The organism is Microbacterium sp. NPDC057659 (genome assembly GCF_042799915.1).
Classification (GTDB): domain Bacteria; phylum Actinomycetota; class Actinomycetes; order Actinomycetales; family Microbacteriaceae; genus Microbacterium.
The window spans coordinates 221,665-238,216 of the sequence record NZ_JBHVHU010000001.1 but is presented as its reverse complement, the minus strand read 5'-3'; the positions used below and the strand labels follow the sequence as shown (position 1 = coordinate 238,216).

The following is a 16,552-nucleotide window of genomic DNA, read 5'->3' as shown; positions in this document are numbered from 1 at the left end:
CTTCCAGGATATCGCGTCTAGCCGAGCCACTCCTCCGGCAGCACGGCCCCGAGCGCCGCAAGCGGCGCGACAGCCTTGGTCGCGACCTCGGCGGCCTCCTCCGCGGCATCCGACAGCCAGGTGATCCCGCCGCCGGCACCGACGTATGCGGTGCTGCCGTCGATGAGGATGCTGCGGATCACCATGCCCAGATCGGCCGACCCGTCGAGGCCGACGTGGCCGAAGCAGCCGGAGTACACGCCGCGCGGCGCGCCCTCGAGCTCGTGCAGGATCGTCATCGCGGACAGCTTGGGGGCGCCGGTCATGCTCCCGGCCGGGAACGCCGCCTCGCTGAGCTCATCCACCGTCGTCCCGGCGCGCAGCGTCGCGCTGACCGTGCTGACCAATTGGTGCACCGCGGGATACGACTCCACCTGCCAGAGCCGCTCGACCTCGATGGTGCCCGGCTCTCCGACGTGCGAGAGGTCGTTGCGCATGAGATCGACGATCATCACGTTCTCGGCGCGCTCCTTCTCGCTCGCGCGCAGCTCGTCGGCGAGAGCGGCATCCTGCTCCGGCGTCGCCCCGCGCGGCCGGGTGCCCTTGATCGGGCTGGTGCGCACGACTCCGTCGCGCACTTCGAGGAACTGCTCGGGGCTGGCGCTGAGCAGGTGCCTGCCGCCGACGCGCAGGTATGCGCCGTGGTGCGCCGGCGTCGCCGCACGCAGGCGCCGATACGCGGCGTAGGGGTCTGGTGGGGCATCCGTCGTGAAGCGGGTGGTGAGGCAGAGCAGGTACGCGTCGCCGGCGCGGATCGCGTCGCGGCAGCGCTCCACGAGCGCGACGTACTCGTCCACGGTGTGCCGTGCGCCGGCGACAGATGCCGGCGGCGAAGCCGGCGCGGCCAGGGGAACGGACTCGAGCATGCCGCAGGCCGTCCGGTGCCAGGCGGCCAGCTCCTCCTCGGGCGCCAGCGCCCAGAAGCGCCCCGTGGCGTGATCGACGACGATCGCGCGCTCCACGGCGATCCAGGCGGAGCGGTCCGCGGAATCCGCGGCGGGAGCGGCCATCCGGCGCGCGCCGTCCTCATACGACATCCAGCCCACCCAGCCGCCGCGGAACGGCACGGGCCCCGCCGGCGCACCGTGCGTGCCGAGCACCGTGCGTCCGACCTGCGACGGGTCCGTCTCCTCGCGGCCCGAACCGAGGATGCTCCACCCCTCCCCGGCGACCGGGCCGGCATCCAGCCAGAAGGCGGCCGGCGCGCCGTCGTCGAGCCGAGCGAACAACGACTCGAGGTCGCCGACGCCATCCAGGGCGCGGGCGAGAAGGGGGGTCGGGAGAGGCACGATGCAAGCGTACGGCGCGCGGCGGGGCGCTCTCAGCGAACGAGGTCGTCCAGGCCGTACGCTCATTCCGTGGACCAGTTCCTGACGTGGATCATCGACGCCGTGCAGTCGATGGATCCGGTGCTGCGGACGCTCATCGCCGGCATCGCGATCATGCTCGAGACGAGCATCCTGATCGGCCTGATCGTGCCGGGTGACACCATCGTGCTGGTCACGTCCGTCGGCGTGACGGATGTGTGGCAGGGCGTGTTCCTCGTGATCGCGGTCGTGCTCGGCTCGCTCGCCGGCGAGTCCATCGGATTCTGGCTCGGCCGGTGGATCGGACCGCACATCCGGCACTCCCGGGTGGGGCGCTGGATAGGCGAGGAGCACTGGGTCAGATCAGAGCGCTACCTGCAGCGCCGCGGCGGGATCGCGATCTTCCTCTCCCGGTTCCTGCCCGTGCTGCACTCGCTCGTGCCGCTGACGGTGGGCATGGGCGAGTTCGCCTACCGTCGCTTCATCGCCTGGACCGTGCCGGCCTGCGTGCTGTGGGCGACCGTCTACGTGAGCGTCGGCGCCCTGGTCGCCGGCAGCTACAAGGAGCTCGCCGACCGCGTCCACTACGCCGGCTATCTGTTCGTCGGCGCGATCGTGCTGTTCCTCGTGATCGTGTTCGTGGTGAAGAAGGTCATCTCGCGCCGCGAGGAACATCACATGTCGGATGCGGATGGCCCCGAGGCGTGAGGCGTGTCCGTCATCCGTGAAAGACTGGGTGTGATGTCACCCGCCGCCGCGGCCAAGATCCATTGGTTCGCCCGCCTTGAGCACCGCCTCCACGTCTCGCGCGAACGCCGCGCCCGAAGGCGAGGCCGTTCGGCGACCGTCGTGCCGTTCCCCGGCTACGGAGGCAAGGGCTGGGTGCGCGTCGTGGGACGCGTGCTGATCCTGCCGCCACCCCCGCGGAAGGCGGCCGGTGAAGGCGCCGGAGTGCGCGGCTGGCGCTCGTTCGTCGGCATCCCGGTGAGCTTCGCGTCGGTGCGCATCGATATCGGCGGGCGCACTCACACGGTCGTCGCCGATCGTGGCGGCGTCGTCGACACCGTCATCGAGGCCGATCTCGAGTCGGGCTGGCAGACCTTCACGATGGCGACAGATCGGCAGGAGCCCGTCGAGGCGACGGTGTTCGTGGTCGACGAGAGCATCCGCTTCGGCGTCGTCTGCGACGTCGATGACACTGTGATGGTCACCGCGCTCCCCCGCCCCTTCGTCGCGGCGTGGAACTCCTTCGTCGTGGACGAGCACGCCCGCACCCCGGTGCCCGGCATGTCGGTGCTGCTCGAGCAGATCATGCGGGACCACCCGGGTTCGCCGATGATCTACCTGTCCACCGGTGCGTGGAATGTCGCGCCGACGCTGCGCCGCTTCTTCTCGCGGCACCTGTTCCCGCAGGGATCGATGCTGCTCACAGACTGGGGTCCCACCCATGACCGGTGGTTCCGCAGCGGCCGCGAGCACAAGCTCAGCAACCTGCGCCGTCTCGCCGACGAGTTCCCCGACATCCGCTGGCTGCTGATCGGCGACGACGGTCAGCACGACGAGGCCACCTACGGGCAGTTCCTGATCGAGCATCCCTCATCGGTCGCCGGCGTCGCCATCCGCCGGCTGCTGCCCGCCGAGGCGGTGCTGGCCGGCGGCCGCACCGAAGCCGGCGATCACTCCGGCGACGACGTGCCGTGGGTCAGCGCGGTGGACGGCGCGGGTCTGCGCGAGCTGCTCGGCGAGGTCGGCATCGTCGATCCGCGGGACTGAGCGCCGTGCTGTCACGGGCCGACTGGTCGGGACGCGCCGACGCGCACGAGGCGCGCGCGGACGCACTGACCGCAGCGCATCGAGCGCGTGCGGCACGGGGCGAGAAGCACCCTGTCGAGGACTTCCTTTTCACGTACTACTCGTACAAGCCGGCACAGCTGCGCCGCTGGCATCCCGGTGCGGGAGTCGTGCTGGAGGACGCCGCGGAGCGCCTGCCCTGGCGGTGGTACTCCGCCGGACCGGTGGCGGATTCCGCCGTGCCCGACGCCGACCGGTTCGCCGCGGAGAAGCCGGAGCTCGCCGCGCTGGTCGAGCGGATGCTGTGCAGCACCGCAGCCCGTCCTGGCCGGTTCGGCTGCTTCGGGCTGCACGAGTGGGCGATGGTGTACCGCGAGGAAGAGCATCGGCATCCGGCGCCGCTGCGTCTCGGCCAAGCCGGCACCGACGCCGTCGTCGAGGCGAACGAGCTGCGCTGCACGCACTTCGACGCCTTCCGGTTCTTCACTCCCGACGCCGCGCCGCGCAACAGCCTGCCGCTCACGCGCGCCCTGCAGCCCGACATCGAGCAGCCCGGCTGCCTGCACGCCGGCATGGACCTGTACAAGTGGGCGATGAAACTCGGGCCGCTGCTGCCCGGAGAGCTGATGCTCGACACCTTCGAGCTCGCCAGCGACATCCGGCGGCTGGACATGGAGGCCGCGCCGTACGACCTGTCGGACTGGGGCGTCGAGCCCGTCCGGATCGAGACGCCGGAGGGCAAGGCCGAGTACGTCCGGCAACAGCGCGGGTTCGCCGAGCGGGGCACGGTGCTGCGGGAGCGGATGCTGGAGGCCTGGCTGGGCGTGTGAGCCCGACCGGCGCGCTCAGCGCGCGGCGATCTCCAGGCGCAGCGCGGCGACGTGCTCCGCCGCTTCCTTCAGCCGGTCGGCCGGAAGGCGCCCGTCCTGCACGGCCGCGACGATCCCGGCGGCGACCTTCGAAGCGGTCTGCGTGTTCGTACCGGCGATCAGCAGCACCATGTCGTTGCCCGCCGCGAGCGCCGTCACCGCGTTCTGCACCGGATCGCGGTACGCCGGGATGCCGGACGACTGCAGCATGCCCAGGTCGTCGGTGATCATCACTCCGTCGAAGCCGAGCTCGTCACGCGCGATCTCGTGCCATTTCCCAGAGAGCGATGCCGGTGCGGCGTCGACTGCGGTGTAGGCCAGGTGCCCGAACATCAGCAGCTCGGCACCGGCGCCGATGCCCGCTTCGAAGGGCTCGGCATCGACGGCGCGCCACTGTTCCAAGGTCTCCGTGGTGGACGGGATGACGTGGTGGGAGTCGCCCGGCGCGGCGCCGTGGCCGGGAAAGTGCTTCAACGTCGACATGACCGCACCGTGCTCGCCCTGCACGGCCGCGGTGACGTGCTGCGCGACCAGTCCCGGGTCCGTGCCGTAGGCGCGGGAGTGGATGAACGACGACGAGTCGCGGGGCACATCGGCGACGATGCCGAAGTTGACGCCGACCCCCGCGGCCGTGAGCAGCTTCGCGCGAGCGGCGAAGGTCTGCTGCGTCCGGCTCGGGTCCTGCGTCTTCAGCGTCCTGGCGCTGGGCAGATCGTCCCAGGGAAGCCTCTTGACGATGCCGCCCTCCTCGTCGGTGGCGATCAAGGGAGGGAGCGCGGGATCGACGGTGAGCGCGGTCGTGAGCTGCTTCAGCTGCGCCGGGGTCGCCGGGATGTTGTCGCCCATCAGGATGAAGCCGCCGAGCCCACCGCTCATGTAGGCGCGCAACGACGCCGCATCCGTCCCGGGCGCGGCGCCCATGATGACGCTCTGCGCCTGCTGGGCGGTGGTCATCCCGTCGACGAGCGCGGTCGCGGGGTCGACCGGGGTCGGGGTCGGTGTCGGGGTCGCGCGCGGCGTGGTCGGGGACGCAGCCGGGCTCGGCTCGGTCGCGCCGGGGGCGCAGCCGGCGAGAGCGATCATCGTCATCACGGTGATGGTGCCGAGCAGTGTCCTGCGCATCATTCCAGCGTAGTCAGCGGGGCTGCGATCGGGCCGTGAAGCAGCGGACCGCTATGCGGTCGGTCGCGGTCACCGTGTCCCGGTCGGAGCAGGGATACGGGCTGCGGCGAGCGCGGCCTGAACCCCGAGCGCGGCTCTCCTGCCCGCACGGTTCGCACCGATGGTGCTGGCGGACGGTCCGTAGCCGACGAGCTGCACACGAGGGTCCGCCACAGCGGTCGTCCCCCGCCCCTCGCGGTCGAGCTGGATGCCGCCGGCCGCGCTGCGCAGATGCAGCGGTGCGAGGTGCGAGATCGCCGGGCGGAAGCCCGTCGCCCAGATGATGGCGTCGACCGGCTCGAAGTGTCCGTCGGCCCAGCGGGCACCGTCGGGCTCGATCCGCTCGAACATCGGCAGCCGTCGGTCGTACACGCCCATGCGCGCGGCCTCCTGCTCCTGCTCGCGCAGCATCAGCCCTGTCACGCTCACCACGCTCTGCGGAGCCAGTCCCTGCGCGACGCGCTGCTCGACGAGCGCCACGGCTGCGGCACCGGCATCCGTGTTGAACTCCCCCGTGCGCCAGACCGGCTCGCGCCTGGTCGCCCACAGCACGTCGGTGATCGGCGCGAGGGCGCCGAGGAACTGCACGGCGGATGCCCCGCCGCCCACGACGAGCACCCTCTTGCCTGCGAAGTGCTCCGGCCCCGGGTAGTCCACCGTGTGCAGCTGCTCCCCGAGGAAGGTCTCCATGCCCGGGTAGTGGGGCAGGAACGGGTGCGTCCAGGTACCCGTCGCGTTCACGAGTGTGCGCGTGCGCCAGCTGCCCTCCTTCGCCCGCACCACAAGCGTCCCGCCGTCATCGGTCACGCGGTCCACGTGCACCGGCCGCAGGACGGGCAGATCGTGCGCCTCCTCATAGGCGGCGAACACCGACGGCACCGCCTGGTTCGCGCGCTCGCGCGTGTGCGCGGGCGGGGTGTCGCCCGGCAGCTCGGCGACGTTGTGCACGTCGAGCATGGTCAGAGCGTCCCAGCGATGCTGCCAGGCGCCGCCCGGATGCTCGTTCGCGTCGAGCACAAGATGCTCGATGCCGAGCCGGCGCAGGTGATACGACGTCGAGAGCCCGGCCTGGCCGGCGCCGATCACGATGCTGTCGAGCGTTTCCACACCACGGTCAACCGCATTCATGCACATACTGTTCCCCGGAGGCTCCGGTAGAATCCAGGGCGGATGGAACACACCGGCGGGACGACCCGCAGGTGCACTCTCGAGCAGGGACGGCCCCGCAGAATCAGGGATTCCTCGTGACCACCCTCAAGAGCGTCCTCACCCGGACCGTCATCCTCCGTCTGATCCTCGGCTGGGGAGCCTTCCTCGCCACGGTCCTCGCCGGTCCTCTGCTGTCGCGACCGCTCGCCGGCCCCGTGCTGGTCGCCGTGCTCGCCGCCATCGTCGCGGTGATCGTCGTGTGCGCCTTCGGGGTCGTGACCGAGGCGGAGCACCTCGCGCACCGGCTCGGCGACCCCTACGGCACCCTCGTGCTGACCCTGTCGATCGTGCTGATCGAGGTGATCCTCATCTCAGCGGTCATGCTCGGCCCCGGTGAGCACGCCACCATCGCGCGCGACTCGGTGATGGCCGTGTCGATGATCATCCTGAACCTGGTCGTCGGCGTCGCCCTCCTCGTCGGCGGCATCGGGCATCGCTCGCTGCGCGCGAACAGCACCGGCGTCTCCGCCTACCTGTCGCTGCTGGTCGTGCTCCTCGTGACCGCGTTCTTCCTGCCCGGTCTGATCGGCGACGACGGTGCGTACACGCCGGGCCAGGCGATCCCGATCCTCATCCTGACCCTGATGCTGTACGGCTTCTTCCTGTGGCGTCAGACCGGCGCGCAGGCGACCGACTTCACCGAGCCGGGCCGCGAAGCGGATGCTGCGGTGCCGCGCACCCCGATCGGCGAGGTCCTCCGCGAGCACCGCACCGAGGTCCTCCTGCGCACTGCCGTGCTGGTGGCCACCGTGCTGCCGATCGTGCTGCTCTCGCACGACATGGCGACCCTGCTCGACGACGGTCTCGACCGGCTCGGTGCGCCGGTGGCGCTGTCCGGCATCCTCATCGCGATGATCGTGTTCCTGCCCGAGACGATCACCACCGTCCGCGCCGCATTCGGCGGAGAGATGCAGCGGGTCAGCAACCTCTGCCACGGCGCGCTGGTCTCCACGGTCGGCCTGACGATCCCCGCGGTGCTGACGATCGGATTGTTCACCGGCCAGACCGTGCTGCTGGCCGAGACACCCACGAACCTGGTGCTGCTCGGCGCCACGCTGCTGCTCACGGTCGCGACCTTCGCGGGCAGGCGGGCCACCGCGATCGGCGGCTCCGCCCACCTGATGCTCTTCGTCGTCTACGGCCTCACCGTGTTCGCCTAGACCCGCTCAGCGCGCCGGCCGGGCATCCGCCCGCAGCACCGCCGGAATCACCACGTGCGCCTCGGGGATCGACCCGGGGCGCACGCGCGCCCGGAAGATCCAGTAGCTCCACCCCTGGTAGAGCAGGATCACCGGCAGCGCCACCGCGGCGACCACGGTCATCACGCCCAGCGTGTACGGGCTGTTCGCCGCGTTCCAGACGGTCAGGTCGTAGGCGGCGTCCACCGTCGACGGGAGCACGAGCGGGAACATCCCGGCGAAGATCGCTCCCGCGCCGAACAGTCCGAACGCGGCATAGCCCGTGAACGCGAGTCCCTCCTTGCGCGCATGCGCCGAGATCCATCCGAACACGGCACCCGCGACCGCGAGCACGATGAACACCCACGACAGCACGCTGCCGCCGTCCGCGAACTGCACCCACAGCGCCCAGACTGCAGCCGGGACCAGGCACAGCGGTGCCCATCGGGCGGCGAACCGGCCGGCGCGCTCACGCACCGGGCCGTCGGCCTTGAGACCCAGGAACGTCGCCGAGTGCGCGAGCGCGAATCCCACCACGGCGAGACCTCCCAGCACGGCCGGCACGGTCAGCCACACGAACGGACCGCCCACGCGGTCGCCGTTGGCGTCGATCGGCAGTCCGGTCGAGGTCAGCGCCAGCGCCGCGCCGATGCAGAACGCCACGATCAGCGACCCGAGCCCGATCAGCCAGGTCCAGACGTCGCGCCAGCGCTGCGTGGCGACCTTGCCGCGGTACTCGATGCCCACCGCACGCACGATCAGACCGACCAGTGTGATCGTCAAAGGCACATACAGGGTCGAGAACAACGACGCATACCAGGCCGGGAACGCCGCGAACAGCGCGGCGCCGGCGGTGATCAGCCACACCTCGTTGCCGTCCCACACCGGGCCGATGGTGTTCAGCATCACGCGACGGTCGCGCTCGCTGCGGGTCGAGAAGATCATGTGCATCCCCACGCCGAGGTCGAATCCCTCGAGCAGCAGGTAACCGATCCAGAGCACCGCGATCGCGATGAACCAGACGACGGGCAGCGGTTCCATGGTCATTCCTCCAGATCTCAGTACGCGAAGGACAGCACGTCGTCGGATGCGGGTTCGCCGGAGCCGTCGTCGTCATCGTGATCTCGCGAGACGAGCTCCGGCATCGACGCGGCGACCCCGCCGCGGATGTACTTCACCATCAGGAACATCTCGATCACGAGCATCACGCCGTACACCGCCGTCAGCGTGATGACGGAGAACAGCACCTCCCCCGCGGACACCCCCGGCGACACCGCAGCAGCGGTGAACATGAACACGCCGTCGATGCCCGTGGCATCAGGATTCGGTGCGACGACGAACGGCTGCCGGCCGAGCTCGGTGAAGATCCAGCCGGCGATGTTCGCCGCGAACGGCGCGACGATGCCGAGCAGCGCAAGGCGCATGATCCACTTCGATCGCAGCACGGTGCCCTTCCGGGTCAGCCACAACGCGATCACGGCTCCGGCCGCGACGATGCCGCCGAGGCCGATCATGAGGCGGAAGCCCCAGTAGGTCACCCACATCACCGGCACGTACTGCACCTCGCTGCCGGCGCGGTCGCCGTAGATCGCCTCGTCCGGGATGGTCGCGCCGTACTGGTCGACGTACTTCGGCTCGAGGTCGCGAATGCCCGGCATGTCGGCGCCCCACTCGCCTGTGCCGAGGAAGCCGAGCGCGCCCGGCACCTCGATGAGGGTGATCACATCGGCGCAGTCGGTCGAACCGGGATCGCCGAGTGAGAGCACCGAGAAGGAGGAACCGGTGTGGCAGGCCGCCTCAGCGGCAGCCATCTTCATCGGCTGCTGCTCGTACATGAGCTTGCCCTGGATGTCGCCGGAGACGACCGTGCCGAGGAAGCCGAGGATCGCGACGACCGCCCCGAAGCGCAGCGACCAGAGCCAGACGCCGTGGTCGACCTTGTCGCGGCCCGGCGCGGCATCCGTCTCGCCCACGATCACGCGCCCGGTCTCATCGACGGTGTCGATGCCGTCATGACGGCGCCGCCACAGGTGGTACCAGGAGATGCCCAGCAGGAACATCCCGGCGACGACCAGCGCACCGAGGATCGTGTGCGTGTACGCGGCCAGCGCGGTGTTGTTGGTGAGGACGGCCCAGACGTCGGTCATCACCGGGCGCCCGTCCTTGCCGAGCTCCACGCCGACGGGGTGCTGCATCCACGAGTTGGCCACGATGATGAAGTACGCCGAGATCCACGAGCCGATCACCGCGCACCAGAGCGCGGCGAGGTGAAGACCCTTGCGCAGCCGTCCCCAGCCGAAGATCCAGATTCCCAGGAAGGTCGACTCGACGAAGAAGGCCAACAGGCCCTCCATCGCGAGCGGAGCGCCGAACACGTCGCCGACGAAGCGGGAGTACTCGCTCCACGCCATACCGAACTGGAACTCCTGCACCAGGCCTGTGGCCACGCCGACGATGAAGTTGATCAGGTAGACCTTGCCCCAGAACTTGGTCATGCGCAGGAACTTCTCGTCGCCGGTGCGCACCCAGCGTGTCTGCATGATGGCGACCGCCATCCCGAGACCCAGCGTCAGCGGCACCATCAGGAAGTGGTACACGGTCGTGATGCCGAACTGCCAGCGGGCTACGTCGAGCACATCCACGGGATTCTCCTTCTACATGTCGTAGAACTCTTTCTACAGAGCATAGAACAATTTCGACTCGGGGTAGAATGACAGGGACCGAGAAAAAAGGAGGCCGGAGATGGGAACGCTCGGAGAGCTCGAACGCGCCGTCATGGACGCGCTCTGGGATTCCTCTGTCGACTCCGTCACCGCGTACGACGTACAGGATGTCCTGCAGGGCCAGGGGCGCTCGCTCGCCGCGACCACACTGCTCACAGTCCTGTCCAGGCTCGAGAAGAAGGGCTTCGTCGACTCGGACCGCTCGGCCCGACCGCACCGCTACCGCGCTGTCGCCTCACGGGCGGATCATACCGCAGAGCTCATGCATGAGGTGCTGGGCGAGTCCGGCGACCGCACCGCCGTGCTGGCGCGCTTCGTCGGCGGCGTCTCGGCGGAGGACGCCGCGGTGCTGCGCAGTCTGCTCACCGGCGGCGCCTGAGGGTCACCATGCCCCTGATCGCCGGCCTGCTGATCACTGATCCCTCGCTCGCGGGAGCGGTCGTGATCCCGCACGCCGTGATCGTCGCCGCCGCCGCCCTGCTCGGGCTCGTCGCACTCGCCCTGGCCTGGCCGGTACCGGTCGCACTGTCGCGCGCGTCCTGGCCGACACGGATGCCGGTCATCGCCCTGCTCCTCTGGCAGGCGATCGGTCTCGCCGGAGGCCTGTCGATGATCGGCGCCCTCGCCCTGAGCGGATTCGCCGTGGCGCCGCAGCATCCCTGGTACGTCCTGCTGCCCGCCATGGCGTTCACGGTCTACCTGCTCTCGTATCTGGCCGTCACGATCGTGCAGGTCACCCGGCAGCGCCGGCGCCACCTCGCCCTGCTCGAGCTGCTGGCCTCGCCGCATCCGACGAGGGCGCGCACCCAGGTGATCGACGACGCTGTGCCCGTCGCCTACTGCCTGCCACGCGGATCCGGATCGGTGACCGTGCTCTCGCAGGGTCTTCTGGACCGTCTGGACCCGGACGAGCTCGTCGCCGTCATCGCGCACGAGCGCGCGCACGTCGAGCAGCGGCACGACCTGCTCCTGCTCGCGTTCCGCGCCTGGCGCGCCGCTCTCCCGTGGTTCCCCATCGCGGCACGGGCCGAGGCGGATGTCGCGGCCCTCGTGGAGATGCTCGCCGACGATCATGCCCGTCGTGAGGTCAGGGACGAGGTGCTCGCCCGCGCGATCCTCGCGGTCGGCGCGGACGGCGTGCCCGGTGCGGAGCGCGCAGTGTCGGGCTCACCTCGCGTGAGCGACCGCTTCCGCCGACTCGCCGCCTGACTCCACGGCTCCCAGTCGCAGGAGACCGTCACCGGCGCGACGATCGTCCGCGCGATGCGAGACCAGCACCACGATGCGATCCTCGGTCGCGGTCCGGACATCCGCCATCATCGCGGCGGCGGTCGGAGCGTCCAGGTGCGCCGTGGGCTCGTCCAGCAGGATGACATCGGCGCGGGCGAGGAGTGCACGGGCGACCGCGAGACGCTGACGCTCGCCGCCGGAGAGAGCCGAGCCGCCGGCGCCGACCCTGGCGTCCAGACCGATGCGACGCGCGAGCGACTCCAGCCCTGCCTTCCGCAGCGCCGCACGCATCGCGTCGTCGTCCGGCGCGTCCTCGTGCGGACGCGCGAGGAGCAGATTGCCTCGGATCGTCGAATCGAACACATAGGCGTCCTGCGGGCACCACGCCACCCGGTCGCGCCAGGCGCGCTCGGACAGGGTGGTGATCGCGGCGCCGTTCGCGCGGATCTCGCCGCGCTGCACCGGCAGCGCGCCCATGACCGCGGAGAGCACCGTCGACTTGCCCGAGCCGGACGGCCCGTCCAGCACCAGCCAGCGGCCACGCTCCGCCCGCCCGTCGACGCCCGAGACGGCCGGCGACGGCGTCCCGGGGTACCGGATGCTGATGCCGTCCAGCTCCAGCTCCCGCGCAGGCTCGTCCAGGTGCTCGGACCCCCAGTCGACCGCCAGCGCGGGCTCGAGAACCGGCGACAGCCGCGCGATCAGAGCGCGCAGCGCCGGCATCCGCCCGACCGCATCGACGAGGGCGACCAGCGGCTCGGCCAGCGCGAGCGCGACCAGCGCGATCACCGACGCGCGCTCGGCGGGAAGCTGTGGGGCGAGCAGCGGCACCAGGATGCCGAGCATCGCGACGCCGGCGGTGACGACGGCCGCGCCGAGCCCGGCCGACCATGCCGCTCGCCGCTCGGCGGTCGCGAGCCTCGCCGCGCTCGCGTCGAGCATGTCCAGAGCCTCCGGCGCCACGCTGTTGCCGCGCAGATCGTCGGCGGCGCCGGCAAGGGCCGCGGTGCCGCGCACGATCTCTGATCGCACACTCACGCGGATGAGGCCGGCGCGCCGCTCGGAGAACAGCGCGAGCAGCGCGGCCAGCACGACGGCGACCACGAGCACGACCGCCACCGTCACGGTGAGCTCGGGAGCGACGAGTCCCGTCGTCACCACCGCCGCCACCAGCACCAGCACGCCGGCGCCGAGTGGCGGCAGCACCCGGGGCAGCTGATCCCGGAGATCACCGGACAGCGTGACGAGATAGTCCAGCGGTGCGCCACCGGAGAGCAGACGGCGCGATCCGGCACCGCGCGCGGCGATCGAGCCCCACAGCTGCAGCCGCAGCACATCGATCACTCGCAGAGTCGCCCGGTGCGTGACCAGGCGCTCCGCATACCGGCTCACCGCCCTGCCGATGCCGAAGGCGCGCACGCCGACGATCGCGACCAGGAGGTACATGATGTACTCCTCGACGCTGGCCCGCACGATCAGCCATCCCGACAGCGCCGTCAACGTGATGCCGAACCCTGCGGTCAGTGCGGCGAGCAGGATCGAACCCGCCCAGATCCAGCGGTTCGGGCGCAGCAGGGAGCGCAGGGTCAGCCCGCCGCCCGCCTGCGGCGGATCCGCCTGTCGCACGGGTTCCGGTGCGGGGGCAGCCGAAGCCGCAGGCACGACGGTCGGGCTGCCGGCAACAGGTGCATCGACCTGCACAGAAGCCGCGCCGTCGAGCGCGATCCGCCACTCTGCCAGCGCGAGGGTCTCCGGCTCGTGTGTGGCGAGCACGACGACGCAGCGACGCGCACGGCGCAGGACGGCGGCACGCACGAGATCCGCGGCGCGACGGTCCAGGTGCGCGGTCGGCTCGTCCAGCAGCAGCAGCCGCGCCCCCCTGTCCACACGCGCGAGCGCGCGGGCCACGGCCAGGCGACGCTGCTCCCCCGGGCTGAGCTCGGCGACGGCGGCATCGGCGAGCGGTGCGAGTCCGAGCTCGTCCAGCGCGCCTGCTCCGGCGCCGAACAGTGCGAGCTCCGCACGCGGCGTGTCCGCGAAGAACTGCGGCGCCTGCGGCGCCCAGGCGACCTCGTCGGCGTCAACCCCGGTGATGGTGCCGGTGACCGCGGCATCCGCCGGCAGCGCGCCGGCCAGGGCGGCGAGCAGCGTCGACTTGCCTGCGCCGCTCGGCCCCGTGACCGCCGTGATGCCCGCGAGTGTGGCGGACACGCCGGCGAGCTGAGCCTCCGACCGTCCGGCGTACTGGACGCAGACTCCCCGCAGCCGCACGGGCCCTGCGGTCGAGCGGCGCAGGTCGTGCCGTGTGGGGCGCGCGAGAAGCTCGCGCGCCCGGCCGAGCGCGGACAGCCCGTCCTGCGAGGAATGGAACGCGGCGCCCATCTCGCGCAGGGCGAGGAAGCACTCCGGCGCGAGGATCAGCGCGACCAGGGCCGGCTCGAGTGCCATCGTGCCGTTCAGCAGGCGGATGCCGAGGAGCACGGCGACCACGGCGACCGACAGCGTGGCGATCAGCTCCAGTGCCAGGGCGGAGAGGAACGCCCAACGCAGCGTCTCCTCGGTCTTCTCCCGGTACCGGCGCTGGACGGAGTCGAGCGCGCGGGTCTGCTCGCGCACCCTGCCGAGGCCGACGATCACCGGCAGGCCGCGGGCCAGCTCGGCGAGGTGGTCGGCGAGACGGGTGAGTGCGGTCAGCGCCGCGTCCGTCCGCTGCTGGGTGTGCCTGCCGATCAGCACCATGAACAGCGGCACCAGCGGCAGGGTCAGCACGACGACCAGCGCGCTCACCCAGTCGGCGCCGAGGATCCGAAGGCCGACGATGATCGGCACCACCGCGGCCGAGATCATCGCCGGGACCGACTGCACGTAATAGTCGTCGATCGCATCCAGCCCGTCGGCGGCGAGCACGGCCGTGCCGCCGCGTGACTCCCCGCCCTCGGCGAGGCGCCGCCAGAGGCGGGAGCGCAGATCGAGCTTCACTCCGGTGGCGATGCGACGGGCGAGCACGGCGGTGGCCCATTCGCCGCCGACGCGGAGCACCACGCCCAGCGCACCGAGAAGGACGACGGTGCGGCTCGTGCCCTCGTCGAGACCGGCACCGGCGAGGGCGGCGATGCCGCGCGCAACGGCCTCCGCGATCAGCACGAGGCCCAGGGCGCGCAGCGCCGCGAGCAGGCCGAGGCCGTACAGGGCGCTGCGCGGGGCGGGGCCCAGATCGGGTCGGGGCGCGGGCGCCGCAGCAGCCGAGCGTCGGGCTTCACTCACCCAGGGATCATTCACGGCCGGCTGTCGACTCACCCCATAATTCTACGCCCCGTAGAAGTGCGAGCATGCAGGGCATGGACGACACCGCGCCACGGTGCGAGGATCGGGGCAAGGGCGATGAGCACGCCGACAGGTACCGCACACGCCTGTTGAGCACCGAGACCTGGGACGACTTCGCGGAGCTCGTCGAGGAGAACAACGGTGTGTGGGGCGGCTGCTGGTGCATGGGCTTCCATCCGGAGGGGCTCGATCAGGAGACCCGAGGGGCGAATCGGGCGAACAAGCAGGAGCTCGTCCGCAAGGGAGCCGTGCATCAGATCCTCGTCTACGACGGCGGGGAGTGCGTGGGTTGGTGCCAGTTCGGCGGACCGGCCGAGATCGCCCGCATCAAGAACCAGAAGACCTACGAGAGCGGGCGCGTCGACCTGCCGGACTGGCGGATCGGGTGCATCTTCACCGGCAGCGGACACCGTCGCGCGGGCGTTGCCCGCGCGGCCGTCGCCGGAGCCCTCGCCGCGATCGAGGATGCCGGCGGCGGCACGGTCGAGGCGTACCCCGAGCAGGAGGCGGAGCGCGCCCCGCAGCGCGGTGCCTACTTCCACACCGGTCCGGAGAGCCTGTTCGAGGAGTTCGGCTTCACGCGCGATCGTCGGATCGCGAAGTGGCGCTGGGTGATGCGGACGACCGTGGGACGGCGACCTGGAACCGCGCCCGGTAGTCGGACGGCGTGACCCCGAGCCGGCGACGGAACGCCCTGGTCAGCGTGTCGACGGTGCCGAAGCCGCAGTCGACGGCGACGCGCTGCAGCGTGTCGTCCCCGGTCTCGAGCAGAGTGCGGGCCACCTCGACCCGCGCGGACTCGACGTAAGCCGCCGGAGTCGTTCCCAGCTCGGTCTTGAAGATGCGCGTGAGCTGACGATCGCTCACATGCGCCCTCGCCGCGAGTTCGGGCACGGTGAGCGACCGCCCGATGTGGGTGGCGATGTGATGCCGCAGCTCCTCGATCCGCGGCGTGCTGGTCGTGGCACTCAACGAGACGCTGAACTGGCTCTGCCCGCTGGGGCGCTTCATGTACATGACGAGCTGCCGCGCCACGCGCAGTGCGCTGTCCTGCCCGAAGTCCTCTGCGACGAGCGCCAGGCTGAGATCCAGGCAGGCGGTCAGTCCGGCACCGGTCCAGATGCGGCCCTCCCTGATGAAGATCGGGTCGGCGTCGACGGTCACCTCCGGATGCTCGGCGGCGAGCTGCGCGGCCGTCGACCAGTGCGTCGTCGCGCGCATGCCGTCCAGCAGGCCTGCCGCGGCGAGGACGTGCGCACCCACGCACACGGATGCCACGCGGCGCGTGTCGGGTGCCAGCATCCGCACCCGCTGCACGATCGCCGGGTCCACCACCGCCCGCACGCCGTCGGTGTCGCGCGTGACCGCGCCGGGGACGATGAGCGTGTCGACCCGCCGGCCGGCGAGCTCGTCGAATGTCGCATCCGGCAGCACGCGCACTCCGGCGGATGTGACCACCGGCGCCATCGTCTCGGCGACCAGCAGCACCTCGTACCCGGTGGGCTCGCTCATCTCGCGCTCCAGCAGCGAGAAGACCTCGGCCGGCCCCGTGACGTCGAGCAGGTCGACGCCGTCGAACACGGTGACGACGATCAGGCGATGGATCATGGGGACTCCCGGGATGTCTGTTTCTGCGGCTTGCGTGACATTGCCGACATGCCTCGCCGCTCCTAGCGTAGAACGTGCCCCGCGATGGGGCTCTTCCCCTCGAAAGGACCTCA

At 71.0% G+C, this 16,552-nt stretch carries 14 protein-coding genes; 7 read left to right on the top strand and 7 right to left on the bottom strand.

The features are described from left to right. Nucleotides 1–17: 17 nt before the first annotated feature. Nucleotides 18–1,328 carry an aminodeoxychorismate synthase component I gene (gene pabB, locus ACFVAE_RS01150; protein WP_378887082.1) on the bottom strand — a complete coding sequence of 437 codons (1,311 nt, stop codon included), beginning with the start codon at nt 1,326–1,328 and terminating at the stop codon, nt 18–20. 69 nt (nt 1,329–1,397) lie between these two features. Between pabB and ACFVAE_RS01145 the strand changes: the two genes are divergently transcribed. Genes ACFVAE_RS01145 through ACFVAE_RS01135 form a run of 3 tightly spaced genes read left to right on the top strand, consistent with a single transcriptional unit; the run spans nt 1,398 to nt 3,967 of the window. Next, nucleotides 1,398–2,054, top strand: a complete 657-nt coding sequence (locus tag ACFVAE_RS01145) for a DedA family protein (RefSeq protein ID WP_378887081.1) — start codon at nt 1,398–1,400, stop codon at nt 2,052–2,054. Nucleotides 2,055–2,087: 33 nt separating this feature from the next. After that, nucleotides 2,088–3,119 (top strand): App1 family protein, encoded by a 1,032-nt coding sequence (locus ACFVAE_RS01140; RefSeq protein WP_378887080.1) that lies wholly within the window; start codon nt 2,088–2,090, stop codon nt 3,117–3,119. Continuing rightward, complete coding sequence (locus ACFVAE_RS01135) at nt 3,116–3,967, top strand: 3-methyladenine DNA glycosylase (protein ID WP_378890426.1); 852 nt, start codon at nt 3,116–3,118, stop codon at nt 3,965–3,967. The genes ACFVAE_RS01140 and ACFVAE_RS01135 overlap by 4 nt, the downstream gene beginning before the upstream one ends. Nucleotides 3,968–3,982: 15 nt before the next feature. Here ACFVAE_RS01135 and ACFVAE_RS01130 read toward each other — a convergent pair whose 3' ends face one another. After that, nucleotides 3,983–5,128 carry a glycoside hydrolase family 3 N-terminal domain-containing protein gene (locus ACFVAE_RS01130; RefSeq protein ID WP_378887079.1) on the bottom strand — a complete coding sequence of 382 codons (1,146 nt, stop codon included), beginning with the start codon at nt 5,126–5,128 and terminating at the stop codon, nt 3,983–3,985. Nucleotides 5,129–5,197: 69 nt separating this feature from the next. Beyond that, on the bottom strand, nt 5,198–6,295 hold the full coding sequence (locus tag ACFVAE_RS01125; protein ID WP_378887078.1) for an NAD(P)-binding domain-containing protein: 1,098 nt from the start codon (nt 6,293–6,295) through the stop codon (nt 5,198–5,200). Between the two features lie 116 nt (nt 6,296–6,411). Between ACFVAE_RS01125 and ACFVAE_RS01120 the strand changes: the two genes are divergently transcribed. Then, entirely contained in the window at nt 6,412–7,536 is a 1,125-nt protein-coding gene (locus ACFVAE_RS01120) for a calcium:proton antiporter (protein ID WP_378887077.1), read from the top strand. Nucleotides 7,537–7,542: 6 nt separating this feature from the next. Here ACFVAE_RS01120 and cydB read toward each other — a convergent pair whose 3' ends face one another. Beyond that, nucleotides 7,543–8,595: a cytochrome d ubiquinol oxidase subunit II gene (gene cydB / locus ACFVAE_RS01115; RefSeq protein WP_378887076.1), complete on the bottom strand. Its 1,053-nt coding sequence runs from the start codon at nt 8,593–8,595 to the stop codon at nt 7,543–7,545. A 17-nt stretch (nt 8,596–8,612) separates the two neighbouring features. Beyond that, nucleotides 8,613–10,196 (bottom strand): cytochrome ubiquinol oxidase subunit I, encoded by a 1,584-nt coding sequence (locus ACFVAE_RS01110; protein ID WP_378887075.1) that lies wholly within the window; start codon nt 10,194–10,196, stop codon nt 8,613–8,615. Between the two features lie 100 nt (nt 10,197–10,296). Here ACFVAE_RS01110 and ACFVAE_RS01105 point away from each other — a divergent pair, with 100 nt between their 5' ends. Next, a complete protein-coding gene (locus ACFVAE_RS01105) occupies nt 10,297–10,656 on the top strand; it encodes a BlaI/MecI/CopY family transcriptional regulator (RefSeq protein WP_378887074.1) in 360 nt (119 codons plus the stop codon). 8 nt (nt 10,657–10,664) lie between these two features. Then, the gene (locus ACFVAE_RS01100; protein ID WP_378887073.1) at nt 10,665–11,486 is read left to right on the top strand and encodes a M56 family metallopeptidase; all 822 of its coding nucleotides are present in this window, start codon (nt 10,665–10,667) and stop codon (nt 11,484–11,486) included. Here the strand turns inward: ACFVAE_RS01100 and cydC are convergent. Then, the gene (cydC, locus tag ACFVAE_RS01095; RefSeq protein ID WP_378887072.1) at nt 11,445–14,771 is read right to left on the bottom strand and encodes a thiol reductant ABC exporter subunit CydC; all 3,327 of its coding nucleotides are present in this window, start codon (nt 14,769–14,771) and stop codon (nt 11,445–11,447) included. The genes ACFVAE_RS01100 and cydC overlap by 42 nt on opposite strands. Nucleotides 14,772–14,845: 74 nt before the next feature. Between cydC and ACFVAE_RS01090 the strand changes: the two genes are divergently transcribed. Continuing rightward, nucleotides 14,846–15,502 (top strand): GNAT family N-acetyltransferase, encoded by a 657-nt coding sequence (locus tag ACFVAE_RS01090; RefSeq protein WP_378887071.1) that lies wholly within the window; start codon nt 14,846–14,848, stop codon nt 15,500–15,502. Here the strand turns inward: ACFVAE_RS01090 and ACFVAE_RS01085 are convergent. Next, entirely contained in the window at nt 15,408–16,439 is a 1,032-nt protein-coding gene (locus ACFVAE_RS01085) for a GlxA family transcriptional regulator (RefSeq protein WP_378887070.1), read from the bottom strand. The two genes, ACFVAE_RS01090 and ACFVAE_RS01085, sit on opposite strands and share 95 nt — an antisense overlap. Nucleotides 16,440–16,552: the final 113 nt, after the last annotated feature.